The following is a 15,861-nucleotide window of genomic DNA, read 5'->3' on the forward strand; positions in this document are numbered from 1 at the left end:
GGTGGCCCGACAGGCCCGCCCGACGCTGCGCTGCCTACGAGAAGATCTTGCCTTGGCCGTCCCGCGTGTGGACACGCCCTTGGAGGACATCGACCACCCGCTGCTCACCAAGGCCAGCGACCGCTTCGCCGACGACGACACGCCACGAGAGCGGATCGCCGCGATCGACGACCGGGTGCTGTTCAAGGTGAAGATCCAGCGCTGGCGCGGCGCAGTGTGGGTCGATGCCGGTATCCCATGGCTCGTGGCGGCCGGGCAACGTGAGGAAGGTTCGCCCGACGACTTCTACGCGGCGCTGGCCGCACGCGCGACTGCCGCACGGGCGCGCTACAACACTGAGCACTCGCCCGCCCTCACTACCACGACCTACACCGGCGACCTGCTGCCCCGCCACGAGGACGAGCTCAGGTGGAGGGCCGAGTCGGCGGTGCGCGCCGAGCGCGCGCTCAGACCGGCGGTGCACAGGCTCGTACGCGAGTCGCTGCTGGACGGCCGGGAACACGCCGCCATGCTGGATGGCGCGGCCCTGGGTATCCAGGTCCTCGCTGACCAGGGCCACGAAACCTACGTCGCGATCCGCATCATCGGCTCGGTCCCACCACGGCTCATCGCGACGATCCTCAGCCTCGTACCGGGCTGCCAGGCTGACACGTGGATGTCCGACTACGCGATGCCACAGCGGCCGGTGGCCCCCGAAGAGCAGATCTGGTCCAACATCATGGACCCAGCCGAGGCCGCGAAATTTCTCGACCAGCAGCCATGAGCCTCTCGCCCCGCAGGCCAACCTGGGCTGGCGCGCTGAACGTCGCCAAGGCGTTCGCCGGGTTCTGCTGCGCTATACGCGGCGCGCAGACGACCGCCGATTAGCTCACCCTGCTCACCGGCCCGTCCCGCATGCCGGGGCGGGCCGCGGCATTCAGCCTGCGGACAGTCTCCGGCAGGTGCAGCCCGGTGGACGTTCCCGACCAGTCAGGGTGAGCGCCAGCTGGCGGACGGCTCGGTACCGCGACGACGGGTGACGGACCCGGTGCAGCTCCTGGCATGGCGCGCAGCGGATCGTGAACCTGATCGACGGCCCCGCGTCCGGTCGTGGTGGATCCCCCATGGCGCGCCAGAGTAGAGCCTGGCCCGCGCCATGGGGAAGGGTCATGAAGGTGGCGAACCTGGCGCGGCGGTCACCCGGCCGCCGGGGCGTCGCCTCGCCAGCCAGACTGGCTAGCGTCCAGTTCGGCTGCCCCCAGTTGTGCCAGTCGTTGTGGTCGGCCTCGATGTGGCTGCGCTTGTCGCCACGGTCGATCAGTCACCCCGGTTACTGTCTGGTTAGCAAACGTGCGTTAGCGTGCCCCACCTAGACAACGGGGGAAACCAGGCATGCCACGCAACGATCTGCGCGACCGCGCCCTCATCGCCCTCGCCTGGATCCGGCGGCACCCCCGCCAGGCCGCCGGCGTAGGAGTCGGCGGATTCGTCGCCCTCATCCTGTTCGCCAGCTGCGTGGCCGCGATCGGCGGTGCTGGCACAGCAGATTCCGACCCGAGCCCCCGGCCGGTTGTCGCCACGGCGGCCACATCCACCACGCCGCTGGCAACTGGCACCACCAGTCCCGCGACAACACCTGCCACTACGAATCCGGCGACAACGCCGACCACCACAGCCCCGGCGGTCGCGGTGACTGACCCTGCTGGCGCGACCAGTCCGCCCGGTCAGGTCGACCCGCCGCGCACCCAGCAGGCACCTCCACCACCACCGCCAGCCCCGGCTACCACTGCCGCGCCGCCTCCGGCAGACCCCGATCCGGTGGATGTCTATTACGCGAACTGCGCCGAGGCGCGTGCCGCGGGGGCAGCACCGCTGCACCGAGGGGAACCGGGATATCGGAGCGGCCTGGACCGGGACAACGACGGCACGGCCTGCGACACCTGAGCGGTCGTATCAGAACGGCCCCGGCTTCGGTCGGGGCCGTTCCCGTTTTCGGGGCTGGCGGCGCAGGCCGGAAGGGTACGGCCCGTACGCGAGACCAGGCCATGACGGGACCCTCCGGCTAGGACGGGTGTACTGGAAGCTCGTAGAGGAGCTTGTTCCGGTCCCCTGCCATGACGAATATCGACACCATACGATTCCCCTCACTGCCTCTGCGGCGACGAACGCGTCGCTCTCATGTACGCGACCCGCGGTTCCAGCGTCTCTGAGCCGGTCGACCGTCCAGATCCCCACGGCGAGTCGTGGGACAACGGGACGCTTCCGAACCAGCACGGCAAGCCGGTCAAGCTGTCGGGGCTGATGTTCACTCGACCGGACGGTCGGCATCTGGCTCCGAGATACGTCTCCCAGCGCATGCAGACGATCGCGCATCGGGCGGGCCTACTTGCCACAATCCGGTTCGCTGCGCCGACCACAGCCGATCACCTCGTCGTCGGGGTGCTCCAGCGCGACCATGACCCGATCGGCGAGTGGACGCTCTACGTCAACCGCGAACCCGCCGGAACGGTGACCGTGACCGCGGTGACCCGACTGCGCGGCAATCGATCACGCCTCGACCTGGCCGCACCGCTCGCTGCCGACGTCCCCGCCGAGGCCGAACTCGGCCGCGGCCTGCTCTCTCCCCGACGTCTGCACGACCTCCGCCACGCCCGCCATCACCGGGGCGCTGTACGCCCACCTGCTGCGCCCGGCCGGCCGGCGCGCCGCCCTGGCCGTGGCGAACGCCGTCCTGCGTTCGACGCGCACCCCCACGCCCACCTGACGCCCACAATGATCTTCAAGGCGCCAGACCGGCCTCGCCGGAACGCAAACGCGCAGGTCAGGAGCGGAGGGCGTGGGATTCGAACCCACGATGAGGTTGCCCCCATAGCGGTTTTCAAGCCGCCCCTGAGACGTGTCACGGTGTGTCACGAAGATCCGCATGAGATCGCGGAGTCCAATGACCGCAGGGGTTTTCGCGGCACGTCGGGTTGCCCCGTGCCGGCCCGTTCCGCCCCGTGACGGGGCTTCCGCGACCACATACCGACCACAATGATCTTGGTGTTGCTGCCTGATTGAGCCTCGGATCCAGTCTCCCGTAGGCCGCGATTCATCGAGGCGGTCGGCTACGCACAGTGAGATGTTCGGTCATTGCCGAACACCGAACGTGCTAGGCGGGCGGCATCACCTGGCCGGCTGCCTCGCCCTCCGCGGCGGTGTGGTGGCTCGACGTCGCGGTGCAGGTCTTCGTCTCGTCGGACGCGAGCGCGAAGAACGATCGGGTCGCCCGTACTCCGGCCCGGTTTGTGATCTCCTGGCGTCGGATATCCCGGTCCGTATCTGCCACGGGTCTGCGACTTTCTGTAGCGTAAGGCAATCCCTGTCGCGACAGCGCCGGCCCGAAGATACTTAGCCGGAGTCCGCTGGTCGTGATCCCACCCTTGGTTGGTCAGCCGCCGCACCTACCTCCCGGCCGGTACCGGGCGACCCTCGACGAGGTCCTGGAGCGTTTCGTGGACGGCTTTCCCGGATCTTCGACCCGTCGGGGGATCTGGGACGGCTTCGTCGCCTACCTGCGCGTCTGGGTGGACTTCGAGGAGCGGTCGTCGTGCATTGATGGGCTGACTGGCTCTCGATCTCCGGGAACCATCTCGCTCGGCGGAACAGGCACATGATCAGCTTTGGTCCGTCACCCAAAGATCGACGATCTTGATCGTCATCGGGGCCGACGGTCAGCCACAAAGATCGGTGGGCAGAAAGTGGCGAGCGGGTGACAAGGGAAGCCCAACGATGCCACAATCTAAGATTGACAGATGAAGGCTGGGAGGCCCAGTGGCCGGACCAACAATCTTTATAAGCTATGCCGAAGTCGACCGGGCCTGGGCAGACTGGGTCGCATGGCAGATCAGTGATAAGGGCTATCCTCCGCTGTTGAAGGCTTGGCATGCCGTACCCGGGGCGAATCTAACGCGCTGGTTACATGAGGCCGTTTCCCAGGCCGGATTCACATTGCTTCTGCTTACTGAAGAATATCTCGTCGACACGAATGCTACCCTGGAGTGGCAGGCAGGCTTCGATGATGAGGGCCGGCTGTTGCCCGTGCGGGTAAAGCCGTGCGCCACCAATGGCCTGCTGGGCAATCTTGTCACGATCGACCTCGTCGGGCTCGACGAGAGTACGGCGCGACGGACCCTCCTTGAGGGCCTCCGATCTGCCGGCACCGGGTTGGCCAAACCTACGGGATCGCCGTCCTTTCCGGGCGCTCCATCGGACCCGCCTGCGTTCCCTGCCGGTCGGGATACTCAGCCTCTGCCGGACGCCAGGCCGGCAGCTGTCGCTCCGTCGACGAACGGGCACTTCAATACGCTGATCTCGGGCCGATCCCGGGTGGGAACAATTGCCAACATTGACTCGATCCAAGGGAATGTCACCTTCTGAGGAGTTGCCGATCTTTGATGTCTACTGACAATACGCAGTCGGAGGAAGAGGTTCTTTGGCGAGCGCTGCGGCACTGGTTAGAACGCGACCGGAGAGGCGCGGCAATCCTCGCCGTGCTGCTCGGTGACCCGGACGCTGGCGCGCCTGCGCTCACACAATGGCTCACCGTGCAGCGCGGCTTGGACGCGGTGCCACAGAATCTCGCCACGTATGTAGTAGGAAGCCGCGTCGAAAAGCTTGTAAACATAGCCTACGCTCACGCGGTCCACATAGCACAGGTAAATAATGTAGCCCCGATCGCGGACGCGTTGCTCCGCGCCTATTGTTGCGATCTGGCCGTCAATATACCCTGGGATGACGAAAGATACATCCAGTTAAAGGTGCGTCCAACTTCTGGTGTTAGCCAGTCCATATCCGTGATTGATGCGACTGAAGCGAGCTCTCGTCTTCTAGTGCTGGGAGGACCCGGCGCGGGGAAAACGACATCCATCCAATACGTCGCCCGCGTGCTTGCGAATCGTTACGTTCGTGGGGAGGGGCGGGGCATGATCCCGGTTATTGTTCCGCTCGCAAGCTATACTGGAGATCTCCGAGCGTCCATTAGAGGAGCACTTAACTCATCGGGCATCGTGCGCGCGTCCCTTGACCAGACGTCGCTTCTTCTCGAGCATGGCAACATGTTGTTGATGTTCGACGGGCTCAACGAGGTTCCCTATTCCACACGAGATGGCCTCCCCGCACAACTGAGCCTGCTCTTCCAAACTTACCCGCAGCACCGCTGTCTGGCAACATGCCGCCCGGAGGACCCTATCTGGTTGGCATTGCCGAGCGCGGTCGTAGGGACATCCGTTCAGATCGACGTCCTCACCGCTGTAGATATTGTGGAATTCCTAGCGTCGAGAATAGGTCCCAGGTCGGCACGGCTCGCCTTCGGCGACCTGCCTGGCGAGTTCTGGGATATCTTGAGCTCCCCCTTGCTCCTGTGGATGTTTTCCGAGAAACTCGGCAACCGGAACGTCGGCACACCAGACGCGGAGATCCGTATCAATGAGGCACATTTCCGCGCCGCCCGCCTCGGCAAGGAGACTCGCACCAAGGTCTACACCGAGTTCATCGAAGGCATTCTGGATCGCGAGGGCCGTAAAGGTGTCCACGCAACCCGCTTTACTTCAGTTCTCAAAAGGAGCATTCTTGATGACCTGGCGTTCCAGATGCAGCGTGAACACGTGGTATCACAGGCCTCGACAACACTCATTGGTATTGTTCGAAACGCGATGGACCGGAATGGCTTCATGGACCCGCCGGCGCAAATTCTCCAAGAACTGCGATTGAATGGCTTCCTTCTCGGTGAAGAGAAAATAAGATTTGCGCATCAATCCTTTCAAGACTATTTTGCCGCGCGGGTCCTTGCCAGGATGGAAGATTTCGAAGATGTCGTTTATGATCCTTGGTGGACGGAGTCGCTCGTCTTCTGCGGCGGACTCGTGGATGATCTCGTTTTGGCCGGCTTGACCGGAACAATGGCACGACATGATCCGACACTTGCTTTCCGGTGCAGCGTTGAGGCAGGTCAGGGGGCTCGGGCGACACGACAGGCTCTCTTCGACAACCTAATCATGTTTTTGGGCGACGAGAGCTGGGTCCGACGCCGGGAGGCAGTTGAGATACTGGGACTAATCGGAGGCGACAACATAGCAGAGATTCTTTGGCGGTCGCTTGACGATGAGAGCCAAGAGGTCCGCTGGCAGGCGGCGTCATCGCTGAGAAACTTCAGTTCGAAAGACGCAGCCCCCGCCCTCAGACGTGCTCTTATGGACCAACACTGGGCCACACGTGCGCGAGCGGCGGAAGCACTCGGAAGAATGCATGCCCAGGATGCCGCGAGAGACTTTGCGCCTCTGCTGGTATCTCGGTATCCTCGGGAGCGATGCGATGCAACCTATTCTTTGGTCCTCCTGCGTCCAGATTCTGACGACCCTGGACTACTGTCACTGCTGAACGCCAAGGACGAACTAGTCGCTACAGCGGCGCAGCTCGCCATCGACGTTGTCAGCTCGGCCGAACCCACGACGCTGCTTCAGCGTCTACTGCATCACGAAAAGGCATGCATACGAGAAAAGAGCGCCTACCTGTTGTGCCGGCTCGAGTGCGCTGAGGCCATCCCCGCCATAGCATCGCTCCTGGACGATCCAAACTCGGACGTCGTCATCATTGCGATGCAGGCCCTTGCCGAGCTATACGCGGTTGAGTATCTGCCGAATGTGCTCGAAAAACTGGCCGACGGCACCCCGTTTGTGCGAGCCATCGCTTCTTTCTGCTGCCAGCTTTTTGGGTCGCGTACAGTGGTCCCCAGGCTCCTCCCCCTTCTGTCAGATCCGGACAGCGAAGTGCGATTTGCCACGGCTCGGACACTTGGTGGGCTTGGGGCTGCTGAATCGGCGGATTATCTCCTCCCGTTGCTGCAGGATTCATCAGAACGGGCGCGCGCAGAAGCGGCGATCGCTCTGGGAGTTTTCGGCTCCGAACGACACCTGGAAGCTCTCTCCCTCCTGGTAAAGGATCCGAGCGCGGACGCGCGTGGAGCAGGGATAGCCGCGATCGCCGAGATTCAGCGAAGATCGGATCGAGCTTGATCAGTTCAGCGCCGGTCAGCCGTCCTTACCTGGCCAACAAACGCCTGGAGCCGTACCAACAGATGACCAGGATTTCGCGCATCTTCCACCGCCAGAGCGACCGTCTTACATTTGTGTCATGTCGGACGGTGTTATTTAGGCCGGCCGGCACGACCGTCTCAATTCCTAGTCGGCGGCAAACGCTGTCCGCCCTTGGCAGGTGCGCCGGAAAAGCGATCAGAAGGGCTGTTCTGTAGCTATTTTCGACCATCACCTTTCGTGCCCAGACAGCGGCCGCATGCGTGTCCACGCCCTCGGGCATCACGTGGATCGCACGATGTCCATCATGGAGATGGCAAGCCACTTCTGCGGGTAGTATCTTAGGAATGGAAACATCGTTTGCGATCCGCGCCAGATCCTTGTTTGTAACGTCATCGAAGCTCATACTCAAGAGGCAGTCGGCCGTAGCTGGATCTCCGTGCTGGGTGTAAGATCCGGTAATGCTCGAGTAGATCAAGTTCCACCACCCCGAAAACCAGTTAAGAATTTTCCTCGGCAACTCGGTTGTCCTTTCACGAAAAAGAGATAATTGCGACGATTACAAATTCTACCGACCCCATCAGGACTGGCTCGGGCACCTGGCACAGAGGAGCGCCCTGCGGGCGGAGCCGGGGCATGGCAGCTGGTACTTCGCCGTCCAGGCCACCACCAGCGGCGGACGCAAAGCCCGCTACCGCCGGGGCGGCTATGCGACCCCCACGTCGCCGGCCTAAGCAGCTGCCGACTTATGGGTCACAGTGAACCGACGCCGGTCGCTACCGGGCAGCGGCGAGTGCGTCTTGCAGGTCGAAGGCGCCGGCGTCGGAGAGCTGGTCGATGACGTTGAGGCATCGGTTCCGGAGCGGTTCGTGGCCCTGCCTGTAGATCCGCAGGACAAGGCCGACGATGTCGATCGCGGCTCCGGCCGCCGCGGTCCTGATGTCGCCGAGGTCGGTGCCGGTGAGGTTGATGGCGCGTTGGCATGCGTCCAAGGCGGTTTCGGGCAGGAGGCGGTTGCTGCGTTGGAAGGCGTGAAAGATCTCGTCCAGGTTCTCCGCGAAGGCGGCGCTGCGGGTGAACGCATCGACGAGGGCAGTGGCGACGGTTTCTGGCATGTGGTCAAGGCGGTCGAAGGTTGTCGAGGCGTTCTGCCTCACCTGTGGATCTTGGTCGTCGAACAGTGCGACGAGTTGGTCGAAGGCCTCCGCGGGTTGTGTGGCGAACTGGTCGGTGGCGCCTCGCTGGGCGGCGAGCGGAAGAGCATCGACGGTGCGAGGCAGCACGGCGGGAAGGTCGCCTCGAAGTGACTGGTAGGCCCAGATGGCGCCCGCGTACTCGGCGACGACCGGCTCAGGTCCATTCATCGCGTGCAGGAGGTAGCTGGCAAAGCGGTCCGGGTTCTGTTGGAAGACGGCGCCGAGGAGGTGCATGGTGTGGGGTCCTGGGGGCTCCTCGGCGGTGATGGCGTCGAGGACGGTCGTGGCGATCTGCAGCGCGGCCTCGGGCTCGGCGAGGAGGAGAGCGCCCGCCGCTGCGGCCGCAGTGTCGCGGACAGTGCGCGACGGGTCGATCGCCAGCCGTCGCACCATCGGTAGAAGGCGGGCGGAGTGACGCGGTGCGGTGTGCAGGACTTGGGCGACGGCCTCGCCGGCGGCTGCCCGTGTCGCGCCGCGCTGAGCCGCGGCCGCGCTCTCCTCGTACGATGTCGGTCCCGTGGCAGCCGTGACGTCCTGTTTGGGCTCGGCGTCGTCGAGGAAGCCTTCGACGACCGTGAGCAGTCCGGGGTGATGCGCGGCCGACCCACCGATCGCGCGGCACACGTCCGGTCCAGCCGCCAGGCCGGCGACCGCGCGTACGTGGATGCAGAGCTCGGCGAACCGGTCAGCGGGCAGGCTGCCAGCGACCGCATCGACAACATTGGTCAGGTAGACGGGAGCGATGTCCGCGCCGAGTGTCAGCGCCAAACTGGTGAACCGTTCGGGCTCGGCGGTTGCACGTTCTCGTAGGCGGCTGGCTAGGCCTGGCGCTCCGCTGACCGGCGGGCGGCGCGACCAGTCTGTCGTGTCGTCGGGATACTCGCGGATCTTCACCCTCCAGGCGTCGTCGGACAACAGCGCCGCTCCGTCCGGGGAGATCGGCGGCTCGACCGTACCGGTGTGGAAGTCTTCGAACGGAGCGAGCGGCTCGGCGAACTTCGGAGCGAGCTCGGTGAGGCGCTGCTCGGCCGCAGTGCCTCGCCGAGCCGGGTCGAGGGCGGTGAGCAGCCAGTACTGTGCCTGCCCCCGCCGATGGACGTCCTCCGGCCCGGTCTCGTCGTCGGGGTAGTACTCGAGCAGCCGGCCGAGCAGTGCCTGTAGGCGACGCTCATCGCAGTGCTGGGACGCAGCCGCGAGGAGGTCGTAGCAGGCCTTCTGGAGGAGTAGGTTGCGGTCGTCGGAAAGCAGCCAGTCGACCGCTTCGTCGCTGAATCCCGGCAGTGCGGCCCAGGCCTGGCACGCGAGGACGCGGAGATCGAAGATATTGGTCGCTGCCAGAGTCCTGGCGTAGTCGGCGGCCGCTGTGGGGCGGTCGCGGGCGAGCTGGCGTAGGGCCTCGGCGGCACCGTCGAGCAATGCGCCGTCCACGCTGGGAACACCCGGGGCGTGGCCCCAACGCCAGCGGCGAAGTGCCCCTTCGGGGCCCCATCGCGCGGCGTTCGTCGCGATTTCGACGACGACCGGAAACACCTCGTCGAGGAATGCCTCGGGCGCTTCTGCCGCGATCCGGCCGAGGGCCCCGGGCCCTGAAGGAGAGCGGGTCGAGAGGTGCTTGGAGGCGAACGGGTCGTCGCTCCCGTCCGCCCGGGCGCGGACAGCGGCGCGGCGCAGCCATGCCGCCGCCGGTCTCGCCGCCTCGGCCGGCGCCGTCTTCGCGGCGCCGTTCAGCAGCAACCAGAAGTCGAAGCCGTCAGGCCTGCCTCGAAGATGGTCCAGGTCGCCTCGTTCGACCAGCGCGACGGCCAGGTCCGCGAGCCCGGGGGAGGAGGCTCCGGCCCCGAAAGCCATCAAGACGTCTTCCCACCGTTGTGACGAGCCGAGCCGGGGCCTGATGAGCTCCGCGACCCGCTCGGGCCGGTGCCTAGCCGCCGCGATCAGCGAGCGGGCCGCCCCATCCTGGGTGCCCGAATCGTCCAACAGCCTGTCCCACCGCTCCGCCGCGTCCGCGGCGTCGAACCACGCCGGTTCGGACAGGAGCCAGGCCAGCTGCGCTGAGCGGCGGCTCGGACCGAACGCGAGTGGCTCGACGACAGACCAGTCCGCACTTGTCGCTGGCAGCCGGCGCAGCACCGCGACTACGACGTCGAGCAGGTGCGAGCGGATCCGGTCGCTCGTGAGGAGACCGCACACCGTAGTGAGGAACGCCGGCCGGTCGGCGCCGGCGAGATACTCCAGAACCTGACGGGTCTGGGCACGACGAAACAGCGCCTGCCGATCCTCGGCGAGGAAGTCGTGCAGGTCCAAGCCAGCTGCCACAAATCCGCGGGCGAGCAGGAAATCGAAGTAGGTCTCGTGGAAGAACCCCACTTGGGAGCCCTGGCGGACGAGCACGCCGGCTGACTCCAGCGCTCGCAGCTGTTCGCCCGGAAACCGGCTACCTACCACTGCTTCCGGGACGAACAGGCTTTCGCGGTCGCTCATCGCCGCCGTCAACGTCGCGACGATGTTCTGCCAGTCCAGGGCCTCGATCCGCTTCTCGATCGCCTGGACGAAGTCGCCGGTGTACCGCGAGTACAGCTCCGGGAGCGTCGCGTACGTCAGGAGGCGCGCCGACGCGGACAGCCCACAGAACACCGCCAGGTGAAGGGGCACCCGTAGCAACTCGAGCATCGAGCCGTCGGCAGCCGATCCATCGATGCCGAACCGGCCCAGCACCGCCTGTACCTCTTCGGGATCAAGGTCGGTCAGCTCAAGCCTCTCTAGACGCGGGCTGACCGCCAACACGTTCCGCATCCGCGGATCTTCCTCAAGGTCGACCGTGCGCACCGCGAGGATGACCTTGATATTTGGTGCGGCCTCGGCCTGGTCGACGATCTCGGCCACGGCCTCGAATGAGTCGGCCATCCGCCCGCTGTACTCGCTCACCGCGTCCAGCTGATCCACCAGCAGCACTGCCGGCGCACCCGCCGCGGCTTCCGTCAGCGACACCACCGGCGACCCCGGAAGGCCACCTGCCCGTCCGAGCCCGGCCGCCGTGCGCACCGCACCGCCCACCGCGTCCATCCTGACAACCGCGGCAGACCAGCCCTGGTCACGCAGTCTCCGCACCGCCTCAGCCGTCACCGTTGACTTGCCCGACCCCGCGCGGCCGTGGACGACCACGACTCTCGGGCCGTCGGCTTGGGTCAGCGATTTCACTAGCCGATCGACAAATGGGCGCGCCGCATCGGCCTCCGCCGGACGCCGCAGTCTGACCGCCCGGGCATGCTGTTCTGCGGTCTCGGCAAGCGCGCGGGCTATGGAATCCTCCGCCACGACCGGCGTCCCGCCCGAGCCCGAGGGGAACGGCGGTCGTGACGCCGCCGCACGACTACTGGCCGGGAACGGCGGCGGTTGGTCAGGTTTCGGCCGTCGGCCACCTGCAGCGTCACGGGCGTCCCGCACCAGTCTCGCGCGCGCCTCGACCTCCTGATACCCGAACAAGTCGATAGGTACCAGGGAGGAGAGCGGTGCAGGCGGCGAGCAGTCAGCGACCCGGACCACAAGGAGCCTACGCTGCTGACCAAGCCGATCGGCATCCCAGAACGTCTGCCACTCAACCAGGTCACCGGCGGCACGGGGGCGGTCAGACACCACGACCATCACCCGCTCAGACGAAACGCGTTCCTGAATTCCGAAGACCCGGTTGGACCCTGGGGGCGCGTCCCAACCCCAGAACCAGGTTGTGAAACCCGCGTCCTCGAGGGTCCAGGCAATCCATTCAGTCCAGTCCCGATCTTCGGGGGCACAGGACACGAGGAAATCCCGCCTCGCGTCCCCGACCGAGGCGCCCACGGCCATACCCCCGTCGGACACACCAACAGTCTCGCACCGGCGCACCGGCGCACCGGCGCACCGGCTGCGGCCGACCCGCATGCGATCGCGTTCTGTAACCGTCGCCAATCGAGTCAGATGGGAATCGATCCCAGTCGACGGGTCTACGACCAGGGCAAATCGCGTCAAGATCGAGTAGCGAAACGATAGCTACGAGCTATCCGCTCTGGTCAGGGCCTGACTACTCTGCGGGGTGCGCCGCCAGGGACTCGAACACTGAACTCGCCGGTTAAAAGAGAGCCATCACAAATGTCGTAATGTGTCAAAGGGAGTCGCGGTGTGCCGCGTTCTTCAATGACACCAAGGGTTTTCGGCGTCCGTCCTGCCGTCCGATGGCGGCTCGTACCGGGCGATGTCGGGGGGTTCACGCCCACACGACGCCCACATCGATCTTGTGGTGAGCAGAGGTTGAGGGCCGCGCGACCTTGGCGGCCGGCCCCCGCTGGCCGGCCGTGATGCCTGTTTCCCTCGCACGGAGGAGGCCAGGGGTTCGAGTCTTCTTCTCTGACGGGCGGAGCTATTGTCGCTGGCTGACGTGGGCTGCCGTTCACGGTCGTTTTGTGCTGCGGCGGTTGGCAATCGGGCGCGAGGCCTGGCTCGCGTCATTGTTGATCGTGCCGGTTGGTGACGGCTCGTGCCGTCGGCTGCGCCGCAGTTCGTCATCGGTTTGGCACCGGTCGACCATCGCGGCTGCCCTCATGGCGGTCACAGTCCGTCACATTATTAACAGTCGAAATCGTAGCGCGCGTTTCCTACCTGCAGGTGGATGGCGTTTGGTCGGCGTCTCGGTACTGGTCAGTTCGGTTCTGTGTGTTGTGTGGCCGTGTGTCTGATTTCGCTGTTCTCGATGGGGTCGTTGCGTAGCTCGGTTAGCGCAGCGCGGTGGTGCTCATGGTGTCGCCGGCGTCGAGGCTGGATTCTCGGGGCTTGGGCTGGTTGATGTGGGTGGTGCTGGGCTGCTGGGGGTGGGCGGGGTTGTGGTGTTGGGTCGGGTGATGCCGGTGATGGTGAGGGTGGCCAGGGATTGGGTGGGGCAACTGGTCGGGGTGGTGGTGAGGGTGACGGTGATGGTGGTGGTCTGGCCGGGGGTGGTGAGGTGGTCGAGGGGGAGACGGGTGAGCAGGGTGGGGGTGGTCGGTGGTGTGGTGGGGATGGTGGTGTTGGCGGTGGTGTCGTGGGCTTCGGCGTGGATGACGGTCGTCGGGCTGGTGCCGGTGGCGGTGGTGTAGCGGCCGGTGATGTCGAGGGTGGTGGTGTTGGTTGTCGCGGCGAGGGTGCTGGTTGTCAGGGTGATCGCCGCGCAGGTTGGGGTCGTCGCGGTCGGTCGGGCAGATGGAGTGGTTGGCCGTGGTGTCAGGTTGATGATCGGGAAGGGTGTCGGTGTCGGGTCGGTGGTGGTGGCGGGTGTGGTCGGGGTCGGCGTGGGGGCGGTGCCTGGTGTGGGGTTGGTGATCGGGGTGGGGGTGGTGTTGGTGTAGCCGGTGGTCCAGGCGAGGACGGCGCGGACGTAGGTGTCGGAGGGGTTGTAGGCGTAGATCGCGGCGTAGAGGTGGGTGGGGTTGGTCAGGTCGCGGTGGTAGGCGCAGAGGTAGGCGGCGGTGGTGAGGGTGGCGTCGTCGATGTTGTTCGGGTTTTTGGTGGTGTCGTGGTTGCCGTCGCGGCTGGTGGTGGTCCAGGTGGTGGGGAGGAACTGCATCGGGCCGATGGCGCGGTCGTAGGTGGTGTCGTGGTCGAGGGTGCCTTTGTCGGTGTCGGGGATGCGGGCGAAGCCGTTGGTGCCGTTGAGGCGGGGGCCGAGGATGGCGGGGGTGATGGTGCCGTCGGTGGTGGTGGTGTGGCCGGTGGCGTGGTTGGTTTCGATCTTGCCGATGCCGGCGAGGAGTTGCCAGCGCAGGTGGCAGCCGGGTTGTTCGGTGGTGAGGGTGGTGGCGGCTTGTTGGTAGGCGGTGAGGACGCGGGCGGGGATCTGGCGCTCGGTGGCGGTGAGGCGGACGAGGCCGGCGGTGATGCCGGGGGACGCGGCGGCGGTGGCGAGGTTGTCCGTGGGGACCTGGCTGGTGGTGCCGTCGCCGCCCGGGGTCGTGAGGCTCGCGGGTAGGGCGCCGGAGCCCAGCAGCGGCAGGACGTAGCCGCTGTTCGCGGTGGGTGGGGTGGCTGAGGCGTCGTGGTTGCCGAGGCCGAGGGGGGTGTCTGCGCCGGACAGCAGCGCGATGAGGAGGGCGGGGATCCCGAGGGCGGGCAGGCCGACGGCGTGCAGCAGGCCGATGGTGCGTGCGCGTGACCTGCGATGGCGGTGTCGGCCGCCAGGCCGTCGGGTTGGCGGGTCGTCGGCAGTCGGCGTCGGCGAGTTGGTGCCCGCGGTGTCGTCGGCGGGGGTGTCGTCGACGCTGGCCGTGGAGGCGGCGCCTGGATTTGCGATGCCGGCTGGGCCTGTGGCGCGGGTGGCGGGCGTTGCGGTGTCGGGGTCGCCGGGACCGCCCGATGGCTCGCGGGCGGATGGCACCTGGGCGGCGGTGCTGTCCGGCGTGGTTGGCGATGCCGGGGTGAGGTCCTGGGTGGTGGGTTCGCGTCGCGCGCGGGGCGCCGGATTTGCGGGAACGGGTGGTGCCGGGATGGCTGGCGTGCCTGTTCTGGAGGAAAGGCGGTCACGGCGGCTCACCCGTCGGCTCCTTCCGCTTCGTCTCGCGGACCGGCTGGGAATCCATCGTCGACGTGCGCGGGCAGGGTGGAGTGCCCGGCGGACGGGGGTGCCGGTCGCATTGTCAGAGTCGGTATGGGGTGTGGCGGGCCAGGGCACGGGAATGCGCGGCCGGTAAACTTCTGGTTTCGTGGAGAAGGCAGGCCGGATTCGAGAAAAGCTTGTCTCCCGGATCGCCTGGTGGCCGCCGGTCGAGTGGCGTGTGAGGTTGTGGTGGTCGTGGCGCGACGGGTATGGGGGCGGTGAGCCACTATGGCAGACCGTGGGGCGGTCTGACCAGTGGTTGGCGAGAAATCCCGCACTGAGCTGTGGGCGCAGTGGCTCTGTCCGTGTGCAGCCGGCCTATGTAGCTCTCGGTGGCGATGCTCGCTCTCGGTAACGAACCCTGGAAGCGATCAGCGGTCGGACTAGTTCTTCCTGTCGTTGACGGACTATCTCCGTGGGTGGTAGCCGCGCACGTGGTTCCTCTTGGGGGGCGGGGTTCCTGGCCGTCGGCGTTGATCCTCTGCTGGGATGCGTGGGAACCGCTTGTGAGTGAGCTGTGAAGCGTGCGATGCTTCCCGGCGCACCGCCAGCGCGGCTTCGGTCGCGTGGGTGTGACCCTTGTTCTCCCGCTGGTCTCCCTGGATTCATCCCGGGTGCCGGAGGCTGTTCTCGCCGTGCACGGCGCTGTGCCGGATTCCTGCCGCTGTTCCCGCCGTCTCCTAGCTGATCTGTGCTGCCCGCATGCCGCCAGCCACCCGCTGGCGCGGCGTCTGGGCAGGTCACCGGCGCTGTCGCCGGCTTTCACCGCCTGCCAATGGCAGGCGTTGTCGCACCCGGTTCTCCGGTGGCCGGTGCGGCCAGGCCCTCGCGCGCCCGTACTTCGTGGTGCGCATTTCGGCGGGTCTGCCGCGCCTACCTCGCGGTCCTTCAGCGGGGACGCGGTGAACAGGCCGGGTGGGTAAGGCCGTCGGGCTCGCTGCGTGTCCGGGGGCTGTGTTCCGCATGGCTCGTGCCTTTTCCTGCGTACTTGTTCGGAGCTGTGATGACCGGCCGGCACCTT

The 15,861-nt window shown here is 66.2% G+C and carries 9 protein-coding genes and 1 pseudogene; 5 read left to right on the forward strand and 5 right to left on the reverse strand.

Features of this window, described 5'->3' with window-relative positions; translation table 11 throughout:
* Position 1: 1 nt before the first annotated feature.
* Together QOZ89_RS28920 and QOZ89_RS28925 are read left to right on the forward strand one after the other, a co-directional pair.
* A complete protein-coding gene (locus tag QOZ89_RS28920; RefSeq protein ID WP_312626623.1) occupies positions 2-763 on the forward strand; it encodes a hypothetical protein in 762 nt (253 codons plus the stop codon).
* A gap of 608 nt (positions 764-1,371) precedes the next feature.
* The gene (locus QOZ89_RS28925; RefSeq protein ID WP_312626625.1) at positions 1,372-1,923 is read left to right on the forward strand and encodes an excalibur calcium-binding domain-containing protein; all 552 of its coding nucleotides are present in this window, start codon (positions 1,372-1,374) and stop codon (positions 1,921-1,923) included.
* A 603-nt stretch (positions 1,924-2,526) separates the two neighbouring features.
* On the opposite strand, the gene QOZ89_RS28930 is transcribed toward QOZ89_RS28925, so the two are convergent.
* Both QOZ89_RS28930 and QOZ89_RS28935 read right to left on the reverse strand, forming a co-directional pair.
* Positions 2,527-2,727 carry a hypothetical protein gene (locus QOZ89_RS28930; protein WP_312626627.1) on the reverse strand — a complete coding sequence of 67 codons (201 nt, stop codon included), beginning with the start codon at positions 2,725-2,727 and terminating at the stop codon, positions 2,527-2,529.
* A 403-nt stretch (positions 2,728-3,130) separates the two neighbouring features.
* Complete coding sequence (locus QOZ89_RS28935; protein ID WP_312626629.1) at positions 3,131-3,307, reverse strand: hypothetical protein; 177 nt, start codon at positions 3,305-3,307, stop codon at positions 3,131-3,133.
* An 82-nt stretch (positions 3,308-3,389) separates the two neighbouring features.
* Between QOZ89_RS28935 and QOZ89_RS28940 the strand changes: the two genes are divergently transcribed.
* From QOZ89_RS28940 to QOZ89_RS28950, 3 genes are all read left to right on the forward strand, one after another.
* Positions 3,390-3,635, forward strand: a complete 246-nt coding sequence (locus QOZ89_RS28940) for a DUF6932 family protein (RefSeq protein ID WP_312626631.1) — start codon at positions 3,390-3,392, stop codon at positions 3,633-3,635.
* Between the two features lie 157 nt (positions 3,636-3,792).
* Complete coding sequence (locus QOZ89_RS28945) at positions 3,793-4,398, forward strand: toll/interleukin-1 receptor domain-containing protein (protein ID WP_312626633.1); 606 nt, start codon at positions 3,793-3,795, stop codon at positions 4,396-4,398.
* A 17-nt stretch (positions 4,399-4,415) separates the two neighbouring features.
* Entirely contained in the window at positions 4,416-7,031 is a 2,616-nt protein-coding gene (locus QOZ89_RS28950) for an NACHT domain-containing protein (protein WP_312626635.1), read from the forward strand.
* Between the two features lie 794 nt (positions 7,032-7,825).
* Here the strand turns inward: QOZ89_RS28950 and QOZ89_RS28955 are convergent.
* From QOZ89_RS28955 to QOZ89_RS28960, 3 genes and pseudogenes are all read right to left on the reverse strand, one after another.
* On the reverse strand, positions 7,826-11,308 hold the full coding sequence (locus QOZ89_RS28955) for an NACHT domain-containing protein (protein WP_312626637.1): 3,483 nt from the start codon (positions 11,306-11,308) through the stop codon (positions 7,826-7,828).
* Between the two features lie 393 nt (positions 11,309-11,701).
* Positions 11,702-12,160, reverse strand: a pseudogene (locus tag QOZ89_RS47670) (toll/interleukin-1 receptor domain-containing protein); the annotation flags it as partial.
* Between the two features lie 847 nt (positions 12,161-13,007).
* Positions 13,008-14,777, reverse strand: a complete 1,770-nt coding sequence (locus QOZ89_RS28960) for a lytic transglycosylase domain-containing protein (RefSeq protein ID WP_312626639.1) — start codon at positions 14,775-14,777, stop codon at positions 13,008-13,010.
* Positions 14,778-15,861: the final 1,084 nt, after the last annotated feature.

Source organism: Pseudofrankia coriaricola (genome assembly GCF_032027725.1).
Lineage (GTDB): Bacteria > Actinomycetota > Actinomycetes > Frankiales > Frankiaceae > Pseudofrankia.